Below are 26,451 nucleotides of genomic sequence, written 5' to 3' on the forward strand. Positions count from 1 at the left end.
TTTCTCCGCAATACCGCGGCCGGTAATCCGGCCGCTTCGCGGGCTTGAAAATGCCTGCGAATGCCTTCATCTTGTCCTTCACGTATATCCCCGATTGGAACGATCGAATGACTGACACCCGCAACGGCGAGGACAACGGCAAGCTGCTGTATTGCTCCTTCTGCGGCAAGAGCCAGCACGAAGTGCGCAAGTTGATTGCCGGCCCCTCGGTCTTTATCTGCGACGAGTGCGTCGACCTGTGCAATGACATCATCCGCGAGGAGGTGCAGGAGGCACAGGCAGAGAGCAGTGCGCACAAGCTTCCGGCGCCGAAAGAGATCCGCACCATCCTCGATCAGTACGTGATCGGCCAGGAACGTGCGAAGAAAGTGCTGGCGGTAGCGGTCTACAACCACTACAAGCGTCTGAATCAGCGTGAGCGCAAGGACGACGTCGAGCTGGGCAAGAGCAACATCCTGCTGATCGGGCCGACCGGCTCGGGCAAGACGCTGCTGGCCGAGACCCTGGCGCGCCTGCTCAATGTCCCGTTCACCATCGCCGATGCGACCACCCTCACCGAGGCGGGTTACGTGGGCGAAGATGTCGAGAACATCATCCAGAAGCTGCTGCAGAAGTGCGATTACGATGTCGAGAAGGCCCAGATGGGCATCGTCTACATCGACGAAATCGACAAGATCTCGCGCAAATCGGACAACCCGTCGATCACCCGTGACGTTTCCGGTGAAGGCGTTCAGCAGGCCCTGCTGAAGCTGATCGAAGGCACCGTGGCTTCCGTACCGCCCCAGGGCGGCCGCAAGCACCCGCAGCAGGAGTTCCTGCAGGTCGACACCCGCAACATCCTGTTCATCTGCGGTGGCGCGTTCGCTGGCCTGGAAAAGGTCATCCAGAACCGTTCCACCAAGGGCGGCATCGGCTTCAACGCCGAGGTTCGCAGCCAGGAGGCGGGCAAGAAGGTGGGCGAGGCGCTGCGTGAGGTCGAGCCGGAAGATCTGGTGAAGTTCGGTCTTATTCCGGAATTCGTCGGTCGTCTGCCGATCATCGCGACTCTCGACGAGCTGGACGAAGCTGCGCTGATGCAGATTCTGACCGAGCCGAAGAATGCGCTGACCAAGCAGTACGCCAAGCTCTTCGAAATGGAAGGCGTGGACCTCGAGTTCCGTCCGGACGCCCTCAAGGCCGTAGCCCGCAAGGCGCTGGAGCGCAAGACCGGCGCCCGTGGCCTGCGTTCGATCCTCGAAGGCATCCTGCTGGATACCATGTACGAGATCCCCTCGCAGACCGAGGTCAGCAAGGTGGTCATCGATGAAAGCGTCATCGATGGCTCCTCCCAGCCGCTGCTGATCTACGAGAACAGCGAGCAGCCGGCCAAGGCTGCACCTGACGCCTGAAACCAGAAGGGGCCCTAGGGCCCCTTTCTTCTTCCCATCTACCGCGCTTGTTTTTTCCCAGTCCTAACCCCATCTTAGGCCGAAGGGTCCAATCCCATCGTTTTGGCCAAGTGCCGCTGTAGAGCCGAATATCATGAAAACACTCGTCGAGTTGCCCCTGCTCCCCCTGCGTGACGTAGTGGTGTATCCGCACATGGTCATCCCGCTGTTCGTGGGCCGTGAGAAATCCATCGAGGCCCTCGAGGCCGCCATGACCGGTGACAAGCAGATCCTGTTGCTGGCGCAGAAGAACCCGGCTGACGATGACCCGGGTGCGGACGGCCTGTACCGCATGGGTACCGTGGCCACCGTCCTGCAGCTGCTGAAGCTGCCCGATGGCACCGTCAAGGTGCTGGTCGAGGGTGAGCAGCGCGGCCAGGTAGAGCGCTTCATCGATGAGGAAGCCTACTGCCGCGCGGAAGTTTCGATCATTGACGAGGCCTCCATTGGCGAGCGCGAGTCCGAAGTCTTCACCCGCAGCCTGCTGAGCCAGTTCGAGCAATACGTGCAACTGGGCAAGAAGGTTCCTGCGGAAGTCCTGTCCTCGCTCAACAGCATCGATGAGCCCGGTCGCCTGGTGGATACCATGGCTGCCCACATGGCGCTGAAGATCGAGCAGAAGCAGGAAATCCTCGAAATCACCGAGCTGTCTGCCCGTGTCGAACACGTGCTCGCCATGCTGGATGCCGAGATCGACCTGCTGCAGGTCGAGAAGCGCATCCGCGGTCGCGTGAAGAAGCAGATGGAGCGCAGCCAGCGCGAGTACTACCTGAACGAGCAGATGAAGGCCATCCAGAAGGAGCTGGGTGACATCGACGAAGGCCACAACGAAGTCGAGGAGCTGAAGAAGCGCATCGACGCCGCCGGCCTGACCAAGGAGGCCATGGCCAAGGCCACTGCCGAGTTGAACAAGCTCAAGCAGATGTCGCCGATGTCGGCCGAAGCCACCGTCGTGCGCTCCTACATCGACTGGCTGGTGAATGTGCCGTGGAAGGCCGAGAGCAAGGTGCGCCACGACCTGGACAAGGCCGAGGACATCCTCGATGCGGATCACTACGGCCTGGAAGAGGTCAAGGAACGCATCCTTGAATACCTCGCCGTGCAGAAGCGCGTGAAGAAACTGAAAGGCCCGGTGCTCTGCCTGGTCGGCCCGCCCGGCGTGGGCAAGACCTCGCTGGCGGAGTCCATCGCCCGCGCGACCAACCGCAAGTTCGTGCGCATGGCCCTGGGCGGCGTGCGTGACGAGGCTGAAATCCGTGGCCACCGCCGTACCTATATCGGCTCCATGCCTGGTCGCCTGATCCAGAAGATGACCAAGGTTGGCGTGCGCAACCCGCTGTTCCTGCTCGACGAGATCGACAAGATGGGCAGCGACATGCGTGGCGATCCCGCCTCGGCGCTGCTGGAGGTCCTCGACCCGGAGCAGAACCACAACTTCAACGATCACTATCTGGAAGTCGACTACGACCTGTCCGACGTGATGTTCCTTTGCACGGCGAACTCCATGAACATTCCGGCGCCGCTGCTGGACCGCATGGAAGTGATTCGTCTGCCGGGTTACACCGAAGACGAGAAGGTTAATATCGCTTCGAAATATCTTGTGCCAAAACAGACCGCGGCCAATGGTCTCAAGAAGGGCGAGCTGACCTTCGAAGAGGCGGCGACCCGCGACATCATTCGCTACTACACCCGCGAAGCCGGTGTGCGGAGCCTGGAGCGCCAGATCGCCAAGGTCTGCCGCAAGGCGGTGAAGGAGGGCATCAAGGCCAAGCGCATCGACGCCAAGGTGACTCCGGAAAACCTGGAAAACTACCTGGGGGTGCGCAAGTTCCGCTACGGCCTGGCCGAGCAGCAGGATCAGATCGGTCAGGTGACCGGCCTGGCCTGGACCCAGGTGGGCGGCGAGCTACTGACCATCGAGTCGGCCATCGTTCCCGGCAAGGGCGCGCTGACCAAGACCGGCTCGCTGGGCGACGTGATGGCCGAATCCATCACGGCCGCGCTCACCGTTGTACGCAGCCGGGCGAAGAGCCTGGGGATCCCGGCGGACTTCCACGAGAAGCACGACATCCATATCCACGTGCCCGAAGGCGCTACGCCGAAGGATGGTCCGAGCGCCGGTATCGGCATGTGCACCGCGCTGGTCTCGGCCATTACGCAGATTCCGGTACGGGCCGATGTTGCCATGACGGGTGAAATCACCCTGCGGGGTCAGGTGCTGGCCATTGGTGGCCTGAAGGAAAAACTTCTGGCTGCGCACCGGGGTGGAATCAAGACCGTGATCATCCCTGAGGAAAATGTCCGAGATCTTAGGGAAATTCCGGATAATATTAAGGCCGATCTCGTTATTAAACCGGTTAAATGGATTGACGAAGTCCTGCAAATTGCGCTGCAATACGCGCCGGAGCCCTTGCCCGATGCGGCTCCCGAGATGGTTGCAAAGGATGAGAAACGCGAGTCTGATTCCAAGGAGCGAATCAGCACGCATTAGTTGGGGGGCTTTCTTGACACTGTTTTTGAGCCCTTGTTATAAAGCGGCACTTGCTTTGTCAGTTGGCAAACCAGCACCTGCTTTTGCTTACACCTAACACATAGAAACATACTCAACAGAAATAAGGGGACTTAGAGTGAACAAGTCGGAACTGATCGATGCTATCGCCGCATCTGCTGATATCCCGAAAGCTGTTGCCGGTCGCGCTCTGGACGCGGTGATCGAGTCTGTAACTGGCGCCCTGAAGGCTGGTGACTCCGTCGTACTGGTCGGCTTCGGCACCTTCGCCGTGAAAGAGCGTGCTGCTCGCACCGGTCGTAACCCGCAAACCGGCAAGCCGATCAAGATCGCTGCTGCTAAGATCCCGGGCTTCAAGGCCGGTAAAGCCCTCAAGGATGCTGTAAACTAAGCGTCTTTTTGGACTAGACCTGGATCGGCTCAGCCTCGGTTGAGTCGATCACGGAGCGACGACCCTACGGGCCCTGGGCTGATAGGAATCGTCAGGGGTCACGGGCAGATGCCCGCAAGCTCCACCAGTTACGAGAAGGCGCATCCTCGGATGCGCCTTTCTTATATCCGCCTTTTCCACGCCGCGCCGCCATTGACGGCAGGCCGTGGCCGCGTTCGGGGGCCGCATGCTGCAAAACATCAGGGACAATTCTCAGGGTTGGATCACCAAGACCATCCTGGGGGTGATCGTTGTCCTCATGGCTTTGACCGGGTTCGATCAGATCATTCGCGCAACCCACCACGAGAACGTCGCCGCTCAGGTCAATGGTGACGACATCGGTCTGCCTGAGGTGCAGCAGGCCGTGGACATGCAGCGTCGCCAGCTGATGCAGCGTCTGGGCAAGGACTTCGATGCCTCCATGCTCGACGACAAGCTGCTCAAGGACTCCGCACTGAAGTCGCTCATCGAGCGCAAGCTGGTCCTGCAGGCCGCCCAGAAGGACAAGTTCGCCTTCTCGCAGCAGGCGCTGGATCAACTGATCCTGCAGACCCCGGAGTTCCAGGTGGACGGCAAGTTCAACGCCGACCGCTTCGACCAGGTCATTCGCCAGATGGGCTATAGCCGCATGCAGTTCCGCCAGATGTTCGGCGAGGAAATGCTGATCGGCCAACTGCGCGCCGGCATCGCAGGCACCGGCTTCGTCACCGACGCCGAGCTGAAGGCCTTCGCCCGCCTGGAAAAGCAGACCCGTGACTTCGCAACCCTGACCCTCAAGGCCGATCCGGCCAAGAGCAAGGTCGAGGACAGCGAGATCAAGGCGTACTACGACGCCCACAGCACCGAGTTCATGACCCCCGAGCAGGTCACCATCGACTACGTCGAGCTGAAGAAGTCCGCTTTCTTCGATCAGGTCTCGGTGAAGAAGGAAGACCTCGATGCCCTGTACCAGAAGGAAATCGCCGGTCTCGCCGAGCAGCGTGACGCCGCGCATATCCTGATCGAGGTGAACGACAAGCAGAACGACCAGCAGGCCAAGGCCAAGATCGACGAGATCAAGGCCCGCCTGGACAAGGGCGAGGACTTTGCCAAGCTGGCGAAAGAGCTGTCCAACGATGTCGGTTCCGCTGCCAATGGTGGCGATCTGGGCTACGCCGGCCGTGGCGTCTATGACCCGGCCTTCGAAGACGCACTGTATGCGCTGAAGAAGGACGAGGTTTCGGCTCCGGTGAAAACCCCCTACGGCTGGCACCTGATCAAACTGTTGGGTGTCGAGGCGCCGGACGTTCCGAGCTTCGACAGCCTGAAGCCGAAGCTGGAGCAGGAAGTGAAGACCCAGCTCGTCGAGCAGCGCTTCGTCGATGCCACCAAGCAGCTGGAAAGCGCCGCCTACGAGGCGTCCGATCTGTCCCAGCCGGCCCAGGACATGGGGCTGAAGGTACAGACCAGCAAACCGTTCGGTCGCGAGGGCGGCGACGGCGTGACCGCGAACCGTCAGGTCATCCAGTCGGCGTTCAGCCCCGAGGTAATGGAAGACGGTGCCAACAGCGGCGCCATCGAGCTGGATCCGGACACCGTGGTCGTGCTGCGGGTCAAGGAGCATCACAAGCCTGAGCAGGAAACCCTGGAGCAGGTGAGCGCGACCATCCGCACCCGTCTGCAGCAGGAGCATGCCGCTGCCGATGCCAAGACGCGCGGTGAAGCGCTGCTTGCCAGTCTGCGCGATGGCAAGACTCCGCTGAACCAGGATCAGGAAGGCCAGAGCTGGAAAGTGGTGGAAGCCGCTTCCCGCAGCCAGGAAGGCGTCGAGCCGGTCGTGCTGCAGAGCGTATTCCGCATGGCCCATCCGGCTTCGGCCGACAAGCCGAGCCTGTCCGGCGTGGCGCTGCCCAATGGCGACTTCGTGCTGGTGCGCCTCTCCGGTGTCAGCGAGCCGGAAGCCAAGATGACCGACGAAGAGAAGGCCATGTACCAGCGCTTCCTCGCGTCGCGCAGTGGCCAGGAAGACTTCGCTGCCTTCCGCCGTCAACTGGAGGCGCAGGCGAAAGTCGAGAAATTCGACAACGCTAAGTGATGATCGACCCGGGCTGCCTTCAGCAGCCTGGTGTCGGAAAAGGAAAAAGGCCGCAGATGCGGCCTTTTTTCATGGGCGGGGGAAAGGAATCACTCGTCTTCCAGCGGCCCCATGGCGGTGGTGTTGAAGCCACCGTCGACATAGAGGATTTCACCGCTGATGCCACTGGCCAGGTCGGAACAGAGGAACGCGCCGGCGTTGCCGACCTCCTCGATGGTGACGTTGCGGCGCAGGGGTGTCTGCCGTTCACTGGCGGCGAGCATCCTGCGGAAGCTCTTGATCCCCGAGGCAGCCAGGGTGCGGATGGGGCCGGCGGAAACGGCGTTGACGCGGGTGCCTTCCGGGCCGAGGCTGCCGGCCAGGTAGCGGACGCCGGCCTCCAGGCTGGCCTTGGCCATGCCCATCACGTTGTAGTTGGGCAGGGTGCGTTCGGCACCGAGGTAGGAGAGGGTCAGCAGGCTGCCGTTGCGGCCTTTCATCATGCCGCGGCCAGCCTTGGCCAGGGCGATGAAGCTGTAGGCGCTGATATCGTGAGCAATCTTGAAGCCGTCGCGAGTGGTGACTTCGGTGAAGTCGCCGTCGAGCTGGTCGCTGGGGGCGAAGCCCACGGAGTGGACGATGATGTCCAGGCCGTCCCAGTGCTTGCCCAGTTCGGTGAACACCGCTTCGATATCGGCGTCGCTGGCGACGTCACAGGGGAAGCACAGCTCGGCGCGGGAGCCCCAGCCGGCGGCGAACTCTTCGACGCGCCCCTTGAGCTTGTCGTTCTGGTAGGTGAAGGCCAGCTCCGCGCCTTCACGGTGCATCGCGGCGGCGATGCCGGAGGCGATGGAGAGTTTGCTGGCGACGCCGACGATCAGCGCGCGTTTACCTGCAAGAAATCCCACGGGTGTTTCTCCTGCCTGTTTCAGTGGGTTTGCGCCGGAACCATGAAGGCGGCTTCCAGCAGTTGTTGCGTATAGGCGTGCTGCGGCGCGGAGAAGACCTGTTCCGCAGAACCCTGTTCGACCACCTTGCCATGGCGGATCACCATCAGTTGATGGCTCAGAGCCTTTACCACCGCGAGGTCGTGGCTGATGAACAGGTAGGTCAGGTTGTACTTGGCCTGCAGCCGGCGCAGCAGTTCCACGACCTGACGTTGCACGGTGCGGTCGAGTGCCGAGGTTGGCTCGTCCAGCAGGATCAGCGCCGGCTTGAGCACCAGCGCGCGAGCGATGGCGATGCGTTGCCGCTGTCCGCCGGAGAATTCGTGGGGGTAGCGATGTCGGGTGTCCGGGTCGAGGCCGACTTCCTTCAGCGCATCGATGATGGCCTGTTCGCGCTCTTCGGGCGTGCCTATGTCGTGGATGTCCAGGCCTTCGCCGACGATCTGGCCTACCGACATGCGTGGACTGAGGCTGCCGAAGGGGTCCTGGAAGACCACCTGCATTTCGCGCCGCAAGGGGCGTACCTGGCTCTGGTTCATGCCTTCCAGGTCGTTGCCCTCGAAGCGGATGCCGCCGCGGCTGTTGATCAGGCGCAGGATGGCCAGGCCCAGGGTGGACTTGCCCGAACCGCTCTCGCCGACGATGCCCAGAGTCTGCCCGCGGGGCAGGCTGAAGTCGATGCCGTCCACCGCCTTGACGTGGTCCACGGTGCGGCGGAACACGCCCTTCTTGATCGGGAACCAGACCCGCAGATCGTTCACGTCCAGCAGCACCGGGCCGGGCGGGTTGTCGGCCGGATTGCCGCTGGGCTCCGCGCCCAGCAGTTCCCGGGTGTAGGGGTGCTGGGGCGACTCGAACAGGGGTTCGCAGGGCGCCTGCTCGACGATGCAGCCGTGCTGCATGACGCACACGCGGTGGGCGATGCGGCGTACCAGGTTGAGGTCATGGGTGATCAGCAGCAAGGCCATGCCCAGACGCTGCTGGAGGTCACGCAGCAGGTCGAGGATCTTCAGCTGCACGGTGACGTCCAGCGCGGTGGTTGGCTCGTCGGCGATCAGCAGTTCCGGTTCGCAGGCCAGCGCCATGGCGATCATCACCCGTTGCCGCTGGCCGCCGGAGAGCTCGTGCGGGTAGGCCTTCAGGCGGCTGGCCGGGTTGGGGATGCCGACCAGGTCGAGCAGCTCCAGGGTGCGCGCCCGCGCCTGGGTCGTGTTCATGCCCTTGTGCAGGGCCAGGACTTCGCCGATCTGCTTCTCGATGGTGTGCAGCGGGTTGAGCGAGGTCATGGGTTCCTGGAACACCATGGCGATGCGGTTGCCGCGAATGCCGCGCAGCTTGCTTTCGGGCAGCTTCAGCAGGTCCTTGCCGGCGTAGTGAATGCTGCCGCTGGGATGGCTGGCCGTGGGGTAGGGCAAGAGGCGCAGGATGGAGTGGGCGCTCACCGACTTGCCGGAGCCGCTTTCGCCCACCAGCGCCAGGGTCTCTCCCTTGCGGATGTCGAAGCTGATCTTCTCGACCGCATGGACCGTCTCGTTGCCGCAGAGGAAGTCCACGGAGAGGTCGCGGATTTCGATGAGGTTTTCGCTGTGGGTCATCTCACTTCCTCGGGTCGAAGGCATCACGGGCGGCTTCGCCGATGAACACCAGCAGGCTGAGCATCACCGCCAGCACCACGAAGGCGCTGATGCCGAGCCAGGGTGCCTGCAGGTTGGACTTGCCCTGCGCCACCAGCTCGCCCAGCGAGGGTGCGCCGGCGGGCAGGCCGAAGCCGAGGAAGTCCAGCGAGGTCAGGGTGCCGATGGCGCCGGTGAGAATGAACGGCATGAAGGTCAGGGTGGAAATCATCGCGTTGGGCAGGATGTGGCGGAACATGATCGCCCCGTTGCGCATGCCCAGCGCCCGTGCGGCGCGCACGTACTCCAGGTTGCGGCCGCGAAGGAACTCGGCGCGCACCACGTCCACCAGGCTCATCCAGGAGAACAGCAGCATGATTCCCAGCAGCCACCAGAAACCCGGCTGCACGAAGCTGGCGAGGATGATCAGCAGGTAGAGCACCGGCAGGCCCGACCAGATTTCCAGGAAGCGTTGGCCGAGCAGGTCGATCCAGCCGCCGTAGAAGCCCTGCAGGGCGCCCACGGTGACGCCGATGATCGAGCTGAGCACGGTGAGGGTGAGGGCGAAGAGCACCGAGATGCGGAAGCCGTAGATCACCCGCGCGAGCACGTCGCGCGCCTGGTCGTCGGTGCCCAGCCAGTTCTCGCGGGTGGGCGGGGAGGGGGCGGGAACGCGCAGGTCGTAGTTGATGGTGTCGTAGCTGTAGGCAATCGGCGGCCAGAGGATCCAGCCGCCCTTCTGCGCGATCTGTTCGCGCATGTAGGGGCTCTTGTAGTTCGCCTCCATGGGGAACTCGCCGCCGAAGGCGGTTTCCGGATAGCGCTTGACCACCGGGAAGTACCAGTTGCCGTCGTAGCGGATGGCCAGCGGCTTGTCGTTGGCGATCAGCTCGGCGCCCAGGCTTGCGATGAACAGCACGAGGAACAGCCAGAGCGACCACCAGCCGCGCTTGTTGGCCTTGAAGCGCGCCCAGCGGCGCTGGTTGATGGGAGACAGGCGCATCGGTTTACTCCCGGTTCTCGAAGTCGATGCGCGGATCGACCAGCGTGTAGAGGACGTCGCTGACCAGCTTCATGATCAGACCGAACAGGGTGAAGATGAACAGCGTGCCGAACACCACCGGGTAGTCGCGGTTCAGCGCCGCTTCGAAGCTGAGCAGGCCGAGGCCGTCGAGGGAGAAGATCACCTCGATCAGCAGCGCGCCGGTGAAGAAGATGCCCAGCAGCGCCGAGGGCAGGCCGGCGATGACCAATAGCATGGCGTTGCGGAACACGTGGCCATAGAGCACCCGGCGCTCGGTGAGGCCCTTGGCGCGCGCGGTGACCACGTACTGCTTGCCGATCTCGTCGAGGAAACTGTTCTTGGTCAGCAGGGTGATGGTGGCGAAGTTGCCGATCACCAGCGCGGTGATGGGCAAGGCCAGGTGCCAGAAGTAATCGCGGATCTTGCCGCCCAGGCTCAGCTCGTCGAAGTTGTTCGAGGTCAATCCGCGCAAGGGGAACCAGTCCCAGTAGCTGCCTCCGGCGAACAGCACCACCAGCAGGATGGCGAAGAGGAAGGCCGGAATCGCGTAGCCGATGATGATCGCTGAACTGGTCCAGACGTCGAAATGGCTGCCATGACGAACCGCCTTGGCGATACCCAGAGGGATCGACACCAGGTACATGATCAGCGTGCTCCATAGCCCGAGGGAGACGGAGACGGGCAGCTTCTCGACGATCAGGTCGGTGACTTTGGCATCGCGGAAGAAGCTCTGGCCGAAGTCCAGGTGCAGGTAGTTCTTGAGCATGATCCAGAAGCGTTCGGGCGCCGGCTTGTCGAAGCCGTACATGCGCTCGATTTCCTTCACCAGCTCAGGGTCCAGGCCCTGGGCGCCGCGGTAGTGCGAGCCGGCCGAGGCGACTTCGCCGCCACCGCCGGAAATGCGTCCGGTGGCTCCGCCGCTGGCCGCGTCGAAGCCTTCCAGCTTGGCGATCATCTGCTCCACCGGGCCGCCGGGGGCGGCCTGGATGATGATGAAGTTGATCAGCAGGATGCCGAACAGGGTGGGGATGATCAGCAGCAGGCGCCGCAGGATGTAGGCGAGCATCAGTGCGCGTCCTCTGCCTGGGCGTCATTCGCCGGGGCCTGTGCGGTGTCGGTCCTGGTCGGCACTGCCTGGTCGCGGGCCTGCCACCAGGTCTGCAGGGCGTAGCTGTAGGGCGGCAGTTTTTCCGGATGGGCGATGCGGTTCCAGTAGGCGATGCGCCAGGTGCCCAGGTACCAGTTGGGCACCACGTAGTGGCCCCAGAGCAGCGCGCGGTCGAGGGCGCGGGCATGGCGTACCAGGCTCTCGCGGGAGTCGGCGTTGATCAGCTGGTCGACCAGGGCGTCGATGCCCGGATCGCGCAGGCCGATGAAGTTGCGGCTGCCGGGCTTGTCGGCGCTGCTGGAGTGCCAGAACTCGCGTTGCTCGTTGCCCGGCGAGTTGGACTGCGGCCAGCTGCTGACGATCATGTCGTAGTCCCGCGAGCGCAGGCGGTTGACGTACTGCGAGACGTCGACCCGGCGCAGCTGCATGTCGATGCCCAGTTCGGCGAGGTTGCGCTTGAAGGGCAGCAGCACGCGTTCGAAGTCGGCCTGGGCGAGCATGAATTCGAAGCTCAGCTGCTTGCCGTCGGGGCCGACCATCTTGTCGTTCTCGATCTTGTAGCCGGCATCGAGCAGCAGTTGGTAGGCCTTGCGCTTCTGATCGCGGATGATGCCGCTGCCGTCGCTGGTGGGCGGCGCGTAGACCTGGGTGAAGACCTGCGGCGGCAGCTTGTCGCGCAGGGGTTCGAGAATCTTCAGCTCCTCGGCGTCGGGCAGCTGGTGCGCGGCCATTTCGGAGTTCTCGAAGTAGCTGCCGTCACGCAGGTAGGAGCCGAAGAACAGCTGCTTGTTGGTCCACTCGAAGTCGAACAGCTGGGTGATCGCTTCACGCACGCGCGGGTCCTGGAACACCGGACGGCGCAGGTTGAAGGCGTAGCCCTGCATGCCCCAGGGATTGCCGTTGACCGGCTCCTCGCGAACGATGCGGCCGTCGCGTACCGCCGGGGAGTCGTAGGCGGTGGCCCAGTTCTTGGCAATGCGTTCGTCGTTGAAGTCGAACTGCCCGGCCTTGAACGCCTCCAGGGCGACCGTGAGGTCGCGGTAGGAGTCCACCACCACTGCGTCGAAGTTGTTGAAGCCGCGGTTCACCGGCAGCCTCTCGCCCCACCAGTCCTTCACCTTCTCGTAGCGGATCGAGCGGCCGGCGTCGACCTTGGCGATGCGGTACGGACCGCTGCCCAGCGGCGGCTCCATGCCGGTCTTGTTGAAGTCGCGGCTGGCCCACCAGTGCTTGGGCAGGATCGACAGCTGGCCGAGGATCAGCGGCAGCTCGCGGTTGTTGCCGTGCTTGAAGTCGAAGCGCACCCGTAGCTTGTCTTCGGCCACCACCTTGTCGACGTCCGCGTAGTAATTGCGGTACATCGGGTCGCCGTCCTTCATCAGGGTTTCGAAGGTGAACACCACGTCCTCGGCGGTGACGGGCGTGCCGTCCTGGAATTTCGCCTCGGGGCGCAGGAAGTAGCGCACGAAGCGGTGCTCCGGGTCCTTCTCGATCTTTTCCGCAAGCAGGCCGTATTCGGTGAAGGGCTCGTCGAGGGAGTGGAAGGTGAGGGTGTCGTAGATCAGGTTGATCTGCGGCGCGGAGTTGCCCTTGGCGATGAAGGGGTTGAGGCTGTCGAACCCTCCGAAGTCGGAGAGACGCAGGGTGCCGCCCTTGGGCGCGTTCGGATTGACGAAGTCGAAGTGCTTGAAGTCGGCCGGGTACTTCGGCGCTTCGTCATAGAGGGTGATGGCGTGCTGCGGCGCGGCCTGCGCACTGCCCAGCAGTCCCAGCAACAGGCCGGCGAACAGCGCGGCGCGGCGGGGGCTCTTCATAGGGTGTTCTCCTGATTTTTCTGCCACCAGGCACGCAGGCCCAGGGTATAGGGCGGCGTGGTGACGAAGGCGAAGCGGTTGCGGTACGCCAGTCGATGCTTGTTCAGGTACCAGTTGGGAATGCTGTAGTGCTGCCAGAGCAGCACCCGGTCCAGGGCGCGGGCGGCGGCTTCCTGCTGGTCGCGGTCGGCGGCGCCGAGGAGTTTGTCGAGCATCGCGTCCACCACGGGGTTGGCGATGCCCGCATAGTTCTTGCTGCCCTTCACCGTCACCTGGCTGGAGTGGAAGTACTGCCATTGTTCGAGGCCGGGGCTCAGGGTCTGGGGCAGGGTCATCAGAATCATGTCGTAGTCGAACTGGTCCAGACGCTGTTTGTACTGGGCGCGGTCCACGGTACGCAAGCGCGCATCGATACCAATGCTGGCGAGATTCTCGCGGTATGGCTGGAGTATCCGCTCCAGGCTTGGGTTGACCAGCAGGATTTCGAAACGCAAGGGCTTGCCGCTGGCGTCCAGCAGGCGGTCGCCGGAGAGTTTCCAGCCGGCGTCGGCCAATAGACCCAATGCGTGGCGCAGGGTTTCCCGTGGAATGCCATGGCCCTGGGTGACGGGTACGGTGAAGGGGCGGGTGAACAGCTCCTCCGGCAGTTGCTTGCGGTAGGGGGAGAGCAACAGCCACTCCTGGCCCTGGGGTACGCCGGTGGCGGAGAAGGTGCTGTTGGGGTAGTAGCTGCTGGCGCGCACGTAGGCGTCGTTGAACAGCGCGCGGTTGGTCCACTCGAAGTCAAACATCATGCCGAGTGCTTCGCGCAGGCGACGATCGGCGAAGGTCGGTCGCCGCGTGTTCATGAACAGCGCCTGGGTCTGGGTGGGAATCTTGTGCGGGATTTCCGCGCGAACCACATCGCCCCGGCGCAGCGCCGGGAAGTGATAGGCACTGCGCCAGTTCTTCGCCTGGTGCTCGATGTAGAAGTCGAATTCGCCGGCCTTGAAGGCTTCGAAGGCGATACCGGCATCGCGGTAGAACTCCACCTCTACCCGGTCGAAGTTGTACTTGCCGCGATTGACCGGCAGATCCGCGCCCCACCAATCCTTCACCCGCTCGAACACCAGGCGCCGGCCGGGGCTGACTTCGCTGATCCGGTAGGGACCGCTGCCCAGGGGCGGCTCGAAGGTGGTGGCCTGGAAGTTGCGATTCTTCCAGTAATGCTGCGGCAGCACCGGCATTTCGCCCAGGCGCAGGATCAGCAGCGGGTTGTCGTGGCGCTTGAAGACGAAGCGGATGCGCTGGGCCGAGAGGATGTCGACCCGCCGCACTTCCTGCAGCGCGGTGCGGTACATCGGATGCCCGTGCTTGAGCAGGGTGCGATAGGAGAACGCCACGTCGTAGGCGGTGATCGGCTTGCCGTCGTGGAAGCGCGCCTGCGGACGCAGGTTGAACACCACCCAGCTGCGGTCTTCGGCGTATTCCACGCTGCCGGCGATCAGGCCGTAACTGGAGGCGGGTTCGTCGCCCGAGGGGTCATAGAGGCCGGTTCCGACCATCAGTGGCTCGTTCAGCTCGCTGACGCCGTACTGCAGGAAGTCGGCCGTGCTGACCGGCGGGCTGCCCTTGAAGGTATAGGGATTGAGCGTGTCGAAGGTGCCCAGGCCCATCAGGCGCAGGGTGCCGCCTTTGGGAGCCTTGGGATTGACCCAGTCGAAATGGTCGAAGCTGGCGGGATATTTCAGGTCGCCGAACTGTGCGTAGCCGTGGCTTTCAGTGATCTGGGCTGAAGCGGGCAGACTGAGCAGCAGGCCGAGGAGCAGGAGGGGCAGGCGACGCATCGGGCGTAGGGTCCGATCCTTGGCTGGGCGAATGGCTCCGTACAGTAGCAGCTTGTCCGTGCCGCCAGAAGCCGCGCGCCGGGACATTTGCGTCACGGCGCGTGACGACGGTCAGCGGCTGGCGGTGTCGAGGTAGAGCGTGAGGGTCTGGCCCGGCTTCAGGGCCTTGCCGCTGCGCGGGTTCCAGCGCTTGATGTGCTGCATTTCGACATTGAAGCGCTTGGCGATCAGGTACATCGAGTCGCCTTGCTGGACCTTGTAGTAGGTCACGTTGTCCTGCTTGCTCTTGCTGCGCGAGGCCACCTGCTGGGTCGTGGCGCTGGAGCCGCCTTGCAGCTTGAGGGTCTGGCCCGGCTTGACGCCATGGCTGTCCAGGTTGTTCCAGCGCTTGATGTCGGCGACGTCGACGTCGTTCTTCTTGGCGATCTGCCAGAGGGTGTCGCCGTTCTTCACGGTGTAGGTGCGGGCCTTGGAGCGAGTGGACGTGGACGGGCGCTCGACCTGCGCCAGTTGACGCGGGCTCTCCGGCTCGACGACCGGGCGGCCCGGCTGGCCGGGGATCACCAGGACCTGGCCATTGCGCAGGCGGTTGGCGTTCAGGCGGTTGGCGGACTTCAGTTCTGCGACGGTCAGGCGGTAGCGCTGGGCGATGCTGTGCAGGCTGTCACCCTTGCGCACGCGGTACTGCTTCAGGCCTTTGCTGGTCGTCGACGCGGAGGCGACCGAGGCGTAGGCGCTGATCGGCTGCGGCGTCAGCGTGTCGATGCCGGCCTTCAGGGTGTCGGCCTTGTCCTTGGGCACCAGCAGGTGGTGCGGGCCGTCGAGGGTCACCTTGCGCTTGAAGGCGGGGTTGAGCTGGTACAGCTCATCCTCGTCGAGGTCGGCGAGGGCGGCGACCCGCGACAGGTCGAGGCCTGGCTTGATGCGAATCGAGGTGAAGTAGGGCTCGTTGGCGATCGGGTTGAGGTTGATGCCGTAGATGGTCGGCGCGTTCACCAGTTGCGACAGCGCCAGCAACTTGGGCACGTAATCCTGGGTTTCCTGCGGCAGCGGCAGGTTCCAGTAGTCGGTCGGCAGGCCGAGGCGCTCGTTGCGTTCGATGGCGCGGCTGACGGTGCCCTCGCCGGCGTTGTAGGCGGCCAGCGCGAGCAGCCAGTCACCGTTGAACATGTCGTGCAGGCGGGTCAGGTAGGTCAGCGCGGCGTTGGTCGACGCCTGGATGTCGCGGCGACCGTCATAGAAGTTGGTCTGGCGCAGGTTGAAATGGGTGCCGGTGCTCGGGATGAACTGCCACAGGCCGACGGCCTGGGCGCGGGACACCGCCATCGGGTTGTAGGAGCTTTCGATGACCGGCAGCAGGGCCAGTTCCAGCGGCATGTCACGCTCTTCCAGGCGCTCGACGATATAGTGCATGTAGGGGCTGCCGCGTTCGCTGGCGTTTTCCAGGAACGACGGGTTGCTCATGAACCACAGGCGCTGGCGCTCGATGCGCGGGTTGGTGTCGATCTGGTCCTGCAGCTGGAAGCCGACGCGCATGCGCTCCCAGATATCGTTCTGGGCGTCCGACCAGGCCGGATTGAACTTCACGTCGACGGCGCGGGTAGCATTGCGGGCCTGGCTGTCGGTGGCGACGTGCTGGGTCGACTGACAGCCGGCCAGGCCCGCGGCGAAAAGCACCACGGAAACTCGGATAGCACGAGTCAATGCGTCTAGATCGAAGGTCTTGCTGGTCTTTGGCGGCATTGGCTGATGACTATGTCCGGGGCAAAAATTTCGGGGATTCTAGGAATCGCGGTTGCCCTGGTCAAGATTTCGCCACCCCTCAGAACTGGTCCTTCCAGCGGCGAATGGTCGCAAAGACCTCGTCCGGCGTGCGGATTTCCTGGCCGTTCCGCTCGTCGGCGATTTTCTTAACGGATGTTTCCGATACCCGAAGGAACGGATTCGTCGCCCGTTCCAGGGCGATGGAAGAGGGCAGGCTGATCTTCCCTTGGTCACGCCAGCGGCTGACTTCTTCGAAGCGTGCGCGGACCTCGGGATTCTCCGGCTCCACCGCGCAGGCGAAGCGCAGGTTGCTCAGGGTGTATTCGTGGGTGCAGTAGACCTGGGTCTGGTCCGGCAGCGCGGCCAGGCGGCTCAGCGAGGCGTGCATCTGCGCCGGGGTGCCTTCGAACAGGCGGCCGCAGCCGGCGGCGAACAGGGTATCGCCACAGAACAGCAGCGGCGGCTCGTGGTCCTGATTGAAGTAAGCGATATGGCCGAGCGTGTGGCCGGGAACGTGGATGACCTCGAAGCCAAGGCCGAGTACCTCGACGTGGTCACCGTCTTCGAGCGCTTCGTCGCGCGCAGGGATCTTCTCGCTGGCCGGACCGAGCACGCGGGCGCCGGTTGCGGCCTTGAGCTGGGCAACGCCGCCGACGTGGTCGGCGTGGTGGTGGGTGACCAGGATGTCGGTCAGGGTCCAGCCGGGGTGGGCGTCCAGCCAGGCCAGAACCGGGCCGGCGTCGCCCGGATCGACCACCGCGCACTGGCGGCGGGTTACATCCTGCAACAGCCAGAGGTAGTTGTCGGAAAAGGCGGGTAGCGCGTCTATCTGTATCATGGCCGGAAAGTCGCTAAGTAGTGGGCATTGGCGCATAGTAGTGCGGATACGCACTTTTGTGTCGCGCACTCCCACAGGGGGTAGTGATGATCGAACCCGAACCCTTCGCCCAGGCCGACGCCGACTGGCTGGAGCTGATCGCCCAGGCGCGTGACTGGCTGGCCGGTCCGATCGGCGGAATGATGCTCGCCGAAGAGCAGCAACTGCTGACCGACGAGCTGGAACGTTATTTCGGCGGTTACCTGGTGCATTACGGCCCGCACGCCGAGTTGCCGGCCAGCACCGGCAACATCCAGCGTGGCGTGCGCCTGGGGCCGCCGTTGCCGGGGGTGGAGATCGCCTGTGACGAGGCGGCCTGGCCCCTGGGCGAACATGCCGCCGACGTGGTGCTGCTGCAGCACGGCCTGGACTTCTGTCTGTCGCCGCACCGGCTGCTGCGTGAAGCCGCGCGCAGCGTGCGGCCGGGCGGGCACCTGCTGGTGGTTGGGGTCAATCCGTGGAGCGCCTGGGGCATTCGCCACTACTTCGCCCGCGATGCCTTGCGCCGTGCCCGCTGCATCTCGCCGACGCGGGTCTGCGACTGGCTCAACCTGCTGGGATTCGCGCTGGAGAAACGCCGCTTCGGGTGTTATCGTCCGCCGCTTGCATCGGCCAAATGGCAGGGCCGCCTGGCCCGCATGGAGACCTGGGGCCCCGTCCTGCAGGGCTCTGGCGCCGGCTTCTATCTATTGGTGGCGCGCAAGCTGGTGGTCGGCTTGAGACCCCTGCGCCAACCCCGCCGCGAGCCGCGCGGGCAACTGGTGCCGCTGCCGGTGGCCAAGGTCAGCCGCCGCGATTCCGAGTCCTGAACACGAGCGATATGAGCGAAGAGAAAGTCGAGATCTACACCGACGGCGCCTGCAAGGGCAACCCGGGCCCGGGAGGCTGGGGCGCCGTGCTGTTCTACAAGGGCGCCGAGCGCGAACTGTGGGGCGGCGAGCCGGAAACCACCAACAACCGCATGGAACTGATGGCCGCCATCATGGCCCTGGCCGCGCTCAAGCGGCATTGCGACGTGCGTATCGTCACCGACTCGCAGTACGTCATGCAGGGCATCACCGAATGGATGGCCAACTGGAAGAAGCGCGGCTGGAAGACCGCCGCCAAGCAGCCGGTGAAGAACGCCGACCTGTGGCAGGCGCTGGACGAGCAGGTGAACCGGCATAATGTCGAATGGCGCTGGGTGCGCGGCCATACCGGCCACCCCGGCAACGAACGCGCCGACATGCTCGCCAACCGTGGGGTGAGCGAACTGCCGCGCTAAGAACCTGTTTACGATCTGCTGCGCGTCGGCAGAACTGCGTTAAAAACAGGTTCGGAATGCTCATTTACAGCTCGTAAACTCCGCTTCCTCGCCTGTTTTTGCCTTGTTCTGCTCTAGCTCGCAAGATCGTAAACAGATTCTAGGTATCCAGGTATCAAGATCAAGGTCGCCCGGAGCGTTTCGGGCCATCTCCGCAAAGAAGGTTTCTCACAGAATGCGCAGCGTCGTACTCGATACTGAAACGACCGGTATGCCGGTCACCGACGGCCACCGGATCATCGAGATCGGTTGCGTCGAGCTCGAAGGCCGCCGCCTTACCGGCCGGCACTTCCACGTCTACCTGCAACCCGACCGCGAAGTGGACGAAGGCGCCATCGCGGTGCACGGCATCACCAACGAATACCTGAAGGACAAGCCGCGTTTCCGCGAAGTGGCCGACGACTTCTTCGAATTCATCAACGGCGCGCAGCTGATCATCCACAACGCGGCGTTCGACGTTGGCTTCATCAACAACGAATTCGCCCTGCTGGGGCAGTCCGAGCGCGCGGAAGTCGCCGACTACTGTTCGATTCTCGACACCCTGCTGATGGCCCGCGAGCGCCATCCGGGCCAGCGCAACAACCTCGACGCCCTGTGCAAGCGCTACGGTGTCGACAACTCCGGTCGCGACCTGCACGGCGCACTGCTCGACGCCGAGATTCTTGCCGACGTCTACCTGGCGATGACCGGTGGGCAGACCAGCCTGTCGCTGGCCGGTAACGGTGCCGAAGGTGACGGCAGCGGTCGCGCCACGGCTACGGCGATTCGTCGTCTGGCTGCCGAGCGTGGCCTGACCCGGGTGATCCGGGCGACCGACGCGGAGATCGAGGCGCACATCGCCCGCCTGGCGGTGATCGAGAAGTCCGCCGGTGCTCCGCCGCTGTGGGTGCAGATGGAAGCGCCGAAGGAGTGATCCTTCGCGCTGCTTGAGAAAAGGCCCCTGAGAGGGGCCTTTTTCGTTTCGACGGGCTGTCTTCGTAGGAGCGGAGCTTGTCCGCGAAATCCTGCGCGGATGAATCCGTTCTATCCGAGAGTTGCGGATGTCTTGCGTTCGCGTAGGGGCGTACTTCGTCCGCGATGCTTCTGGTTTAGGTGGTCTGCGCCGCTTCGGCGTGCGCTGAGAAATTTTGTTTCGCCCCCTCGGGCGAGTCCCTTTTGTCAAACGACACAAAAGGAACCAAAAGGTCTTGCCCAGGACATCCGGTTTTTCGCTCAGGCGAAAAATTCCCTCGCTCCATCGAAGTTTCAGGGGCACGCCACGACGGGCCATCCCTGGCCCATCGTGGCTCTCGCGACATCCATGTCGCTCATCCCCTGAAACTCCGATTCCACTCGGCCTCCTGATCGGGGCGAGCTGGAGTGTGTGGAAGTTTCTCTGGAAGTCTTCAATTGCCAGAGCCAGAGCCAGAGCCAGAGCCAGAGCCAGAGCCAGAGCCAGAGCCAGAGCCAGAGCCAGAGCGTAGCGCGCGGAATTAACGGGCCTTGCCTGTCACCCACGCGACGTTTTATTACAGCCGTCAGCCGACCGCATTCCCCTACATTTCGTGAGTCCATACTCTAGTAAGGATCGACGCCAGCAGAGCGTCCGCCTCAGGGGCTCACAATGTATAAAGACCTCAAGTTCCCCATCCTCATCGTTCACCGCGACATCAAGGCCGACACCGTGGCCGGCGACCGCGTCCGCGACATCGCCCGCGAACTGGAGCAGGATGGCTTCAGCATTCTTTCCACCGCCAGCTCCGCCGAGGGGCGCATCGTCGCCTCCACTCACCACGGGCTGGCCTGCATCCTGGTTGCCGCCGAGGGGGCGGGGGAGAACCAGCGCCTGCTGCAGGATGTGGTGGAGCTGATCCGCATGGCCCGGGTGCGGGCGCCGCAGCTGCCGATCTTCGCCCTCGGCGAGCAGATGACCATCGAGAACGCACCGGCCGAGTCCATGGCCGACCTGCACCAGCTGCGCGGCATCCTCTACCTGTTCGAAGACACCGTGCCCTTCCTCGCCCGCCAGGTCAGCCGCGCCGCGCGCAGGTACCTGGAGGGCCTGCTGCCGCCGTTCTTCCGCGCCCTGGTGGAGCACACCGCGCAGTCCAACTACTCCTGGCACACGCCCGGCCACGGCGGTGGCGTGGCTTATCGCAAGAGTCCGGTGGGGCAGGCGTTCCACCAGTTCTTCGGGGAGAACACCCTGCGTTCGGACCTCTCGGTCTCGGTGCCGGAGCTGGGCTCGCTGCTCGACCACACCGGCCCGCTGGCCGAGGCGGAGGCCCGTGCGGCGCGCAATTTCGGCGCCGACCACACCTTCTTCGTGATCAATGGCACCTCGACGGCGAACAAGATCGTCTGGCACTCCATGGTCTGCCGCGATGACCTGGTGCTGGTGGATCGCAACTGCCACAAGTCGATCCTGCACGCGATCATCATGACCGGCGCGATTCCGCTCTACCTGATGCCGGAACGCAATGAACTGGGCATCATCGGGCCGATCCCGCTGTCCGAGTTCAGCCGCGAGTCGATTGCCGCGAAGATCGCCGCCAGCCCGCTGGCGCGGGGGCGCGAACCCAAGGTCCGGCTGGCGGTGGTGACCAACTCCACCTACGACGGCCTCTGCTACAACGCCGAGATGATCAAGCAGGCGCTGGGGGACAGTGTCGAGGTGCTGCATTTCGACGAAGCCTGGTACGCCTATGCGGCCTTCCACGACTTCTACGATGGGCGCTATGGCATGGGCACGAGCCGCCAGGACAGCGGCCCGCTGGTATTCACCACCCATTCCACCCACAAGATGCTCGCCGCCTTCAGCCAGGCCTCGATGATCCACGTGCAGGACGGCGGCGCCCGACGCTTCGACCGGGCACGCTTCAACGAAGCCTTCATGATGCACATCTCCACCTCGCCGCAGTACGGCATCATCGCCTCGCTGGACGTGGCCTCGGCGATGATGGAAGGCCCGGCGGGGAGCTCGCTGATCCAGGAAACCTTCGACGAGGCGCTGAGCTTCCGCCGCGCCCTGGCCAACGTGCAGCAGAACCTTGCCGAGGACGACTGGTGGTTCTGCGTCTGGCAGCCACCGGGCGTGGAGGGCACCGACGAGGTGAGGACCCGCGACTGGGTGCTGGAGCCCAATGCCGACTGGCATGGCTTCGGCGATGCGGTAGAGGATTACGTGCTGCTCGACCCGATCAAGGTCACCCTCGCCACGCCCGGCCTCACTGCCGGCGGGCGGCTGGACGCGAGGGGCATTCCCGCCGCGGTGGTCAGCCGCTTCCTCTGGGAGCGCGGGCTGGTGGTGGAGAAGACCGGCCTGTACTCCTTCCTGGTGCTGTTCTCCATGGGCGTGACCAAGGGCAAGTGGAGCACCCTGGTGACCGAGTTGCTGGAGTTCAAGCGCAGCTACGACGCCAACCAGCCGCTGGCCGATGCACTGCCCAGCGTCGCCCAGGCAGGCGGGGCGCGCTATGCCGGCATGGGCCTGCGCGATCTGTGCGACGAGCTGCATGGTTGTTACCGGGACCACGCTACCGCCAAGGCGATGAAACGCATGTACACCGTGCTGCCTGAAATCGCCCTGCGCCCGGCCGACGCCTACGCGCAACTGGTGCGCGGGGAAGTGGAAGCGGTGCCCATCGACCAGCTGGAGGGGCGTATCGCGGCGGTGATGCTGGTGCCTTACCCGCCGGGCATCCCGCTGATCATGCCGGGCGAGCGGTTCACCGAGTCCACCCGCTCGATCCTCGATTACCTGGCCTTCGCCCGGAGTTTCGAGCGCAACTTCCCAGGCTTCGACTCGGACGTGCACGGCCTGCAGATCCACGAGGTGAACGGCGAGCGGCGCTATACGGTGGAGTGCTGCAAGTGATGGACGGGCTCTGACGCGCGGAGCCCGCCGCTTTTTCAAAGACCAACTATTCTTGTCGGGATAGGTACAGGGAGAAACGAGGAAAAGGGAGGTTTCCCCATGCGCTGTCCCTCGGCACTGCCGAACGAAAGCGAACGCCTGAGCGCACTTTCCGACTATGGGTTCGACGATGAAGCCCTGGTGCCCAGCCTGGACCCGGTGGTGCAGATCGCCGTGCGCATGTTCGGCATGCCCGTGGCCGCGGTGAACATGATTGGCAGCGATCACGTGTTCTTTGCCGCAGCCACCGGTGTCGGTGAGGTGGACATGGGCCGCGATGTGTCCTTCTGCGCCCACGCCATCACCCAGGATGAGGTGATGGTGGTGCCCGATGCCCGCACTGACGAGCGTTTCCACGACAACCCGCTGGTGACCCAGCCTTCAGGCATACGCTTCTACGCAGGGGTGCCACTGCTGTCGGTGGAAGGTCACCCGCTGGGCGCCCTGTGCATCATCGACAGCCAGCCCCATGAGGATTTCTCCCGCGACGACCGCGAGCGCCTGCGCGAGCTGGCGCGCATGGCGGCAGATCGCCTGGAGCTGCGCCGCATCGAAGTGATGTCGGCGCGCACCCGGCCGCTGTTCGAGGAATACGCCGGCAGTTCGCCCACGCCGGTGGTCTGGTTCGACTGCTGGGGCGAGATCGTGGCCTGGAACGAAGCGGCCGCCAATCTCTACGGCTATGCGCTGGATGAGGGGGCGGGGCAGGCATTCGAGCTGCTCTTGCCGGAGCGTGGCCGCGCGGCCTTTCGCAGCCTGATCAACAGTGCCATTGACGCAACCTCGCTGGACGGCATGGATGTGCCGGCGGAAATCACCGGCGTGCGCCAGGATGGCACCGAACTGGCCCTGGGGCTCACACTGTTCTGCTGGACGGAGAAGGGCAAGCTCAAGTTCGAGGCGGTGCTCAAGGACCTGACCGCCGTGCATCAGGAGGAAGAGGCGCTGCGTCAGCTGGCCAGTGTCGACGTGCTCACCGGGCTGGCCAACCGGGGCCGGTTCTACCGGGTTACGGAAGACATCCTGGTGCAGTCGCGCCCGGCGGCGGTACTGATGATCGATCTGGACGGCTTCAAGGACGTCAACGATTCGCTGGGACACGCGGTGGGCGACGGTATCCTGCGCGAGGTCGCGGCGCGCCTGGAACGATTGGCCAGCGCCGACGCCACGGTGGCGCGCATCGGCGGCGACGAGTTCGCCATTCTGGAACCGAACCTGATCTCGCCCGAGCAGGCCATGCGCCTGGCCCAGGCAGCCATTACCCGTATCGCCGAGCCCATCGTCATCGATGCCCACGAAGTGCGGGTGGCTGCCAGTTGTGGCGTGGCGTTGGCGCCGCTGCACGCCCAGGAAGCGCTGGAGCTGGTCGGTGATGCGGACCTGGCGCTGTTCAAGGCCAAGAGCAGCGGCCGTGGCCACGCCTTCGTCTTCGTTCCGGCCCTCAAGATGGAAGCGGCGGCGCGGCACCTGTATGGCATGGAATTGCACCGCGCCGTGGCCAACGGGGAATTCCTGCTGTACTACCAGCCCCAGGTGAGCCTGCGCGACGGTTCCCTGTGCGGGGCGGAAGCACTGATTCGCTGGCAGCACCCGCAGCGCGGACTGCTGTCCCCGGCGGCCTTCCTGCCGTCGCTGGAGGGTGGGCCGCTGGCGGCCATCGTCGGCGCCTGGATTCTGGACGAAGCCTGCGCCCGGGTCGCCTACTGGCGCCGCAATGGCATGCCGCAGATACGCATGGGGGTGAACCTGTTCGGCGCACAGTTCCGCATGGGCAACCTGGTCTCCCAGGTGCTCGACGTGCTGGAGCGTCACGGCCTGCCGGCCGACGCGCTGGAGCTGGAGATTACCGAAAACATCGTGCTCAACCATGACGACGTGGTGCTCGACACCCTGCGCACGCTGCGCAGCTACGGCGTGGGGCTCGCCTTCGACGACTTCGGCACCGGCTACGCCTCGCTGAGCCTGCTCAAGACCTACCCGCTGAGCCGGATCAAGATCGACCGCTCTTTCGTGATCGGCATGCTGGAGTCCCAGCAGGACCTGTCGGTGATCCGGGCGATCCTCGACATGGCCCGCAGCTTCGACCTGGAGACCATTGCCGAAGGCATCGAAACCTCGGCCCAGCGGGATCGCCTGCGCGCCGAGCGTTGCGCGGAGGGGCAGGGCTATCTGTTCGCCAAGCCGATGCCGGCCAACCTGTTCGAGCAGGTCTTCGGCATCGGCGCTCGCCAGTCAGGCTCCGCCTAGCGATCTGAGGTGAATTTTCGCAGCGCGGATTGATCCCGCGCCGGGAAAACGCTCGAAGCTTGCACATTCGCGGCGGAAACTGTTTCCTCCTTGGCCCTGTGCTGTCTACCCTGTAGGACAGATCGGAACTTCGAGTCCGAATCCGGAGGCCATCGCCATGAGCGGCACGGCAGGTTGGAAGTGATAGAACAGGGCCGCAAACTTTAAGGAGTGCAGATGGCGGGAGCGAACAAGGGCAGCATGGGGTTCTGGAGCTGCACCGCGCTGGTGGTGGGCAACATGGTCGGCTCGGGAGTGTTCCTGCTGCCGTCGAGCCTGGCGGCCTATGGTGGGCTCAGCCTGTTCGGCTGGCTGGTGTCGACCACCGGGGCGGTGCTGCTGGCCTTCACCTTCGCCCGGCTGGCGCGCCTGAATCCCGGCGCTGGCGGACCCTATGCCTATACCCGCGACGGCTTCGGCAGCTTTGCCGGCTACCTGTGCGCCTGGACCTACTGGAAGGCCGCCTGGATCGGCAACGCGGCCATCGCCGTGACCCTGGTGGGCTATCTGCGGGTGTTCATCCCGGTGCTGGCTGACCCGCTGCTGATGGTCGCCACCGCCATTGGCGCCATCTGGCTGTGCACCCTGATCAACCTGCGCGGGATCACCGCGTTCGCCGTGGTGCAGAACCTGCTCACCGCGCTCAAGCTGATTCCGTTGCTGCTGGTGGGCATTCTCGGCTGGTTCCACTTCAATCCCGACTACCTGACCATCCCCGCGCCCAGCGAGCTGCCGAACATGGGCTACGCCCAGGCCATCGCCACCACGGCGGCGCTGACGCTCTGGTCGTTCATCGGGCTGGAGTCGGCCACCGTGCCGGCGGATGACGTGCGCGACCCGAAGAAGACCATTCCCCGCGCCACGCTGTTCGGCACGCTGGCGGCTGCGGCGGTGTACATCCTGTCGATCACCGTCGTACAGGGGCTGATGCCGCCGGAAGTGCTGGCCAAGTCCACCTCGCCGTTCGCCGATGCCGCGCGCATTCTGCTGGGCGACTGGGGTTACTACCTGGTGGCGGCGGGTGCGGTGATCGCCTGCCTTGGCGCGCTCAACGGCTGGGTGCTGCTGCAGGGGCAGATTCCGGTGGCGCCGGCCCGTGACGGTCTGTTCCCGGAGTCCCTCGGCAAGCTCAACAAGAATGGCGCCCCGGCCAACGGCCTGCTGGCCTCGGGCCTGCTGGTCACCGCACTGGTGATGGTCGACGGTCACGGCGAGCTGGTGGAGGTGTTCAACGTCATCATCCTGCTCGGCACCATGACCGGCGTCGTGCCCTATGCCTTCTGCACCGCGGCGCTGCTGCAACTGCTGGCGGTGAAGCCGGAGTCCTTCTCGCCGCGCTCGCGTCCGCAGGTGCTGGCGATCGGTTGCCTGGGCTTCCTCTACTCGCTGTGGGCGCTTTACGGCACCGGCGAGCAGGCGATCTTCTGGGGCTTCCTGGTGTTCATGGCCGGTATCCCGATGTACACCTGGCGGCAGTACCGCAACCGCGCCCAGGGGCTGCCGCTGGCGGTTGGCGACTGAACGGTCGCTTCCGGCACGATCCCGTCAGATCAACTACTTGATGGCGGTTTTGCA

At 64.2% G+C, this 26,451-nt stretch carries 18 protein-coding genes; 10 read left to right on the top strand and 8 right to left on the bottom strand.

The genetic code is table 11. The annotated features are described in order from the left end of the window. Positions 1 to 107 precede the first annotated feature (107 nt). From clpX to ACAW63_RS15815, 4 genes are all read left to right on the top strand, one after another. Positions 108 to 1,388 carry an ATP-dependent Clp protease ATP-binding subunit ClpX gene (gene clpX, locus ACAW63_RS15800; RefSeq protein ID WP_371226640.1) on the top strand — a complete coding sequence of 427 codons (1,281 nt, stop codon included), beginning with the start codon at positions 108 to 110 and terminating at the stop codon, positions 1,386 to 1,388. Between the two features lie 133 nt (positions 1,389 to 1,521). Next, on the top strand, positions 1,522 to 3,918 hold the full coding sequence (gene lon, locus ACAW63_RS15805; protein ID WP_371226642.1) for an endopeptidase La: 2,397 nt from the start codon (positions 1,522 to 1,524) through the stop codon (positions 3,916 to 3,918). A 136-nt stretch (positions 3,919 to 4,054) separates the two neighbouring features. Continuing rightward, positions 4,055 to 4,327: a nucleoid-associated protein HU-beta gene (gene hupB / locus ACAW63_RS15810; RefSeq protein ID WP_003087931.1), complete on the top strand. Its 273-nt coding sequence runs from the start codon at positions 4,055 to 4,057 to the stop codon at positions 4,325 to 4,327. A 226-nt stretch (positions 4,328 to 4,553) separates the two neighbouring features. Then, positions 4,554 to 6,440: a SurA N-terminal domain-containing protein gene (locus ACAW63_RS15815; protein ID WP_371226644.1), complete on the top strand. Its 1,887-nt coding sequence runs from the start codon at positions 4,554 to 4,556 to the stop codon at positions 6,438 to 6,440. Positions 6,441 to 6,529: 89 nt separating this feature from the next. Here ACAW63_RS15815 and fabI read toward each other — a convergent pair whose 3' ends face one another. The 8 genes from fabI to gloB all read right to left on the bottom strand — a co-directional run bounded on the left by fabI (position 6,530) and on the right by gloB (position 17,353). Then, positions 6,530 to 7,327: an enoyl-ACP reductase FabI gene (gene fabI, locus ACAW63_RS15820; protein ID WP_371226646.1), complete on the bottom strand. Its 798-nt coding sequence runs from the start codon at positions 7,325 to 7,327 to the stop codon at positions 6,530 to 6,532. A gap of 20 nt (positions 7,328 to 7,347) precedes the next feature. Continuing rightward, entirely contained in the window at positions 7,348 to 8,961 is a 1,614-nt protein-coding gene (locus tag ACAW63_RS15825; protein WP_371226648.1) for an ABC transporter ATP-binding protein, read from the bottom strand. A 1-nt stretch (position 8,962) separates the two neighbouring features. Further along, a complete protein-coding gene (locus ACAW63_RS15830; RefSeq protein WP_371226650.1) occupies positions 8,963 to 9,982 on the bottom strand; it encodes an ABC transporter permease in 1,020 nt (339 codons plus the stop codon). 4 nt (positions 9,983 to 9,986) lie between these two features. Next, the gene (locus tag ACAW63_RS15835) at positions 9,987 to 11,069 is read right to left on the bottom strand and encodes a microcin C ABC transporter permease YejB (protein WP_275607609.1); all 1,083 of its coding nucleotides are present in this window, start codon (positions 11,067 to 11,069) and stop codon (positions 9,987 to 9,989) included. Further along, complete coding sequence (locus ACAW63_RS15840) at positions 11,069 to 12,925, bottom strand: extracellular solute-binding protein (protein ID WP_371226652.1); 1,857 nt, start codon at positions 12,923 to 12,925, stop codon at positions 11,069 to 11,071. Before ACAW63_RS15840 ends, ACAW63_RS15835 begins: the two co-directional genes overlap by 1 nt. Further along, a complete protein-coding gene (locus ACAW63_RS15845; RefSeq protein ID WP_371226654.1) occupies positions 12,922 to 14,751 on the bottom strand; it encodes an extracellular solute-binding protein in 1,830 nt (609 codons plus the stop codon). The genes ACAW63_RS15840 and ACAW63_RS15845 overlap by 4 nt, the downstream gene beginning before the upstream one ends. Positions 14,752 to 14,862: 111 nt before the next feature. Then, positions 14,863 to 16,494: a LysM peptidoglycan-binding domain-containing protein gene (locus ACAW63_RS15850; RefSeq protein ID WP_371226656.1), complete on the bottom strand. Its 1,632-nt coding sequence runs from the start codon at positions 16,492 to 16,494 to the stop codon at positions 14,863 to 14,865. A 79-nt stretch (positions 16,495 to 16,573) separates the two neighbouring features. Continuing rightward, positions 16,574 to 17,353, bottom strand: a complete 780-nt coding sequence (gloB, locus tag ACAW63_RS15855; RefSeq protein ID WP_371226658.1) for a hydroxyacylglutathione hydrolase — start codon at positions 17,351 to 17,353, stop codon at positions 16,574 to 16,576. An 86-nt stretch (positions 17,354 to 17,439) separates the two neighbouring features. On the opposite strand from gloB, the gene ACAW63_RS15860 reads away from it, so the two are divergent. The 6 genes from ACAW63_RS15860 to ACAW63_RS15885 all read left to right on the top strand — a co-directional run bounded on the left by ACAW63_RS15860 (position 17,440) and on the right by ACAW63_RS15885 (position 26,397). Then, positions 17,440 to 18,201, top strand: coding sequence for a class I SAM-dependent methyltransferase (locus ACAW63_RS15860; protein WP_207885686.1), 762 nt, complete (start codon positions 17,440 to 17,442; stop codon positions 18,199 to 18,201). A gap of 11 nt (positions 18,202 to 18,212) precedes the next feature. Continuing rightward, positions 18,213 to 18,656: a ribonuclease HI gene (gene rnhA / locus ACAW63_RS15865; protein WP_275607604.1), complete on the top strand. Its 444-nt coding sequence runs from the start codon at positions 18,213 to 18,215 to the stop codon at positions 18,654 to 18,656. 214 nt (positions 18,657 to 18,870) lie between these two features. Continuing rightward, positions 18,871 to 19,608: a DNA polymerase III subunit epsilon gene (gene dnaQ / locus ACAW63_RS15870; protein WP_371226661.1), complete on the top strand. Its 738-nt coding sequence runs from the start codon at positions 18,871 to 18,873 to the stop codon at positions 19,606 to 19,608. A gap of 690 nt (positions 19,609 to 20,298) precedes the next feature. Next, complete coding sequence (locus ACAW63_RS15875) at positions 20,299 to 22,551, top strand: Orn/Lys/Arg decarboxylase N-terminal domain-containing protein (protein ID WP_371226663.1); 2,253 nt, start codon at positions 20,299 to 20,301, stop codon at positions 22,549 to 22,551. Positions 22,552 to 22,650: 99 nt separating this feature from the next. Next, complete coding sequence (locus ACAW63_RS15880) at positions 22,651 to 24,837, top strand: putative bifunctional diguanylate cyclase/phosphodiesterase (protein ID WP_371226665.1); 2,187 nt, start codon at positions 22,651 to 22,653, stop codon at positions 24,835 to 24,837. Positions 24,838 to 25,053: 216 nt separating this feature from the next. After that, positions 25,054 to 26,397, top strand: a complete 1,344-nt coding sequence (locus ACAW63_RS15885) for an amino acid permease (protein ID WP_371226667.1) — start codon at positions 25,054 to 25,056, stop codon at positions 26,395 to 26,397. Positions 26,398 to 26,451: the final 54 nt, after the last annotated feature.

The organism is Pseudomonas sp. QE6 (assembly GCF_041379005.1).
Lineage (GTDB): Bacteria > Pseudomonadota > Gammaproteobacteria > Pseudomonadales > Pseudomonadaceae > Pseudomonas.

Bases quoted from the DNA above. Each gene is read 5' to 3' on its own strand.
- ACAW63_RS15830 (WP_371226650.1), bottom strand. From the start codon at position 9,982: ATGCGCCTGTCTCCCATCAACCAGCGCCGCTGGGCGCGCTTCAAGGCC.
- ACAW63_RS15840 (WP_371226652.1), bottom strand. From the start codon at position 12,925: ATGAAGAGCCCCCGCCGCGCCGCGCTGTTCGCCGGCCTGTTGCTGGGA.
- ACAW63_RS15850 (WP_371226656.1), bottom strand. From the start codon at position 16,494: ATGCCGCCAAAGACCAGCAAGACCTTCGATCTAGACGCATTGACTCGT.
- clpX (WP_371226640.1), top strand. From the start codon at position 108: ATGACTGACACCCGCAACGGCGAGGACAACGGCAAGCTGCTGTATTGC.
- rnhA (WP_275607604.1), top strand. From the start codon at position 18,213: ATGAGCGAAGAGAAAGTCGAGATCTACACCGACGGCGCCTGCAAGGGC.
- ACAW63_RS15845 (WP_371226654.1), bottom strand. From the start codon at position 14,751: ATGCGTCGCCTGCCCCTCCTGCTCCTCGGCCTGCTGCTCAGTCTGCCC.
- ACAW63_RS15860 (WP_207885686.1), top strand. From the start codon at position 17,440: ATGATCGAACCCGAACCCTTCGCCCAGGCCGACGCCGACTGGCTGGAG.
- ACAW63_RS15875 (WP_371226663.1), top strand. From the start codon at position 20,299: ATGTATAAAGACCTCAAGTTCCCCATCCTCATCGTTCACCGCGACATC.
- ACAW63_RS15880 (WP_371226665.1), top strand. From the start codon at position 22,651: ATGCGCTGTCCCTCGGCACTGCCGAACGAAAGCGAACGCCTGAGCGCA.
- lon (WP_371226642.1), top strand. From the start codon at position 1,522: ATGAAAACACTCGTCGAGTTGCCCCTGCTCCCCCTGCGTGACGTAGTG.
- gloB (WP_371226658.1), bottom strand. From the start codon at position 17,353: ATGATACAGATAGACGCGCTACCCGCCTTTTCCGACAACTACCTCTGG.
- ACAW63_RS15835 (WP_275607609.1), bottom strand. From the start codon at position 11,069: ATGCTCGCCTACATCCTGCGGCGCCTGCTGCTGATCATCCCCACCCTG.
- ACAW63_RS15885 (WP_371226667.1), top strand. From the start codon at position 25,054: ATGGCGGGAGCGAACAAGGGCAGCATGGGGTTCTGGAGCTGCACCGCG.
- dnaQ (WP_371226661.1), top strand. From the start codon at position 18,871: ATGCGCAGCGTCGTACTCGATACTGAAACGACCGGTATGCCGGTCACC.
- ACAW63_RS15815 (WP_371226644.1), top strand. From the start codon at position 4,554: ATGCTGCAAAACATCAGGGACAATTCTCAGGGTTGGATCACCAAGACC.
- ACAW63_RS15825 (WP_371226648.1), bottom strand. From the start codon at position 8,961: ATGACCCACAGCGAAAACCTCATCGAAATCCGCGACCTCTCCGTGGAC.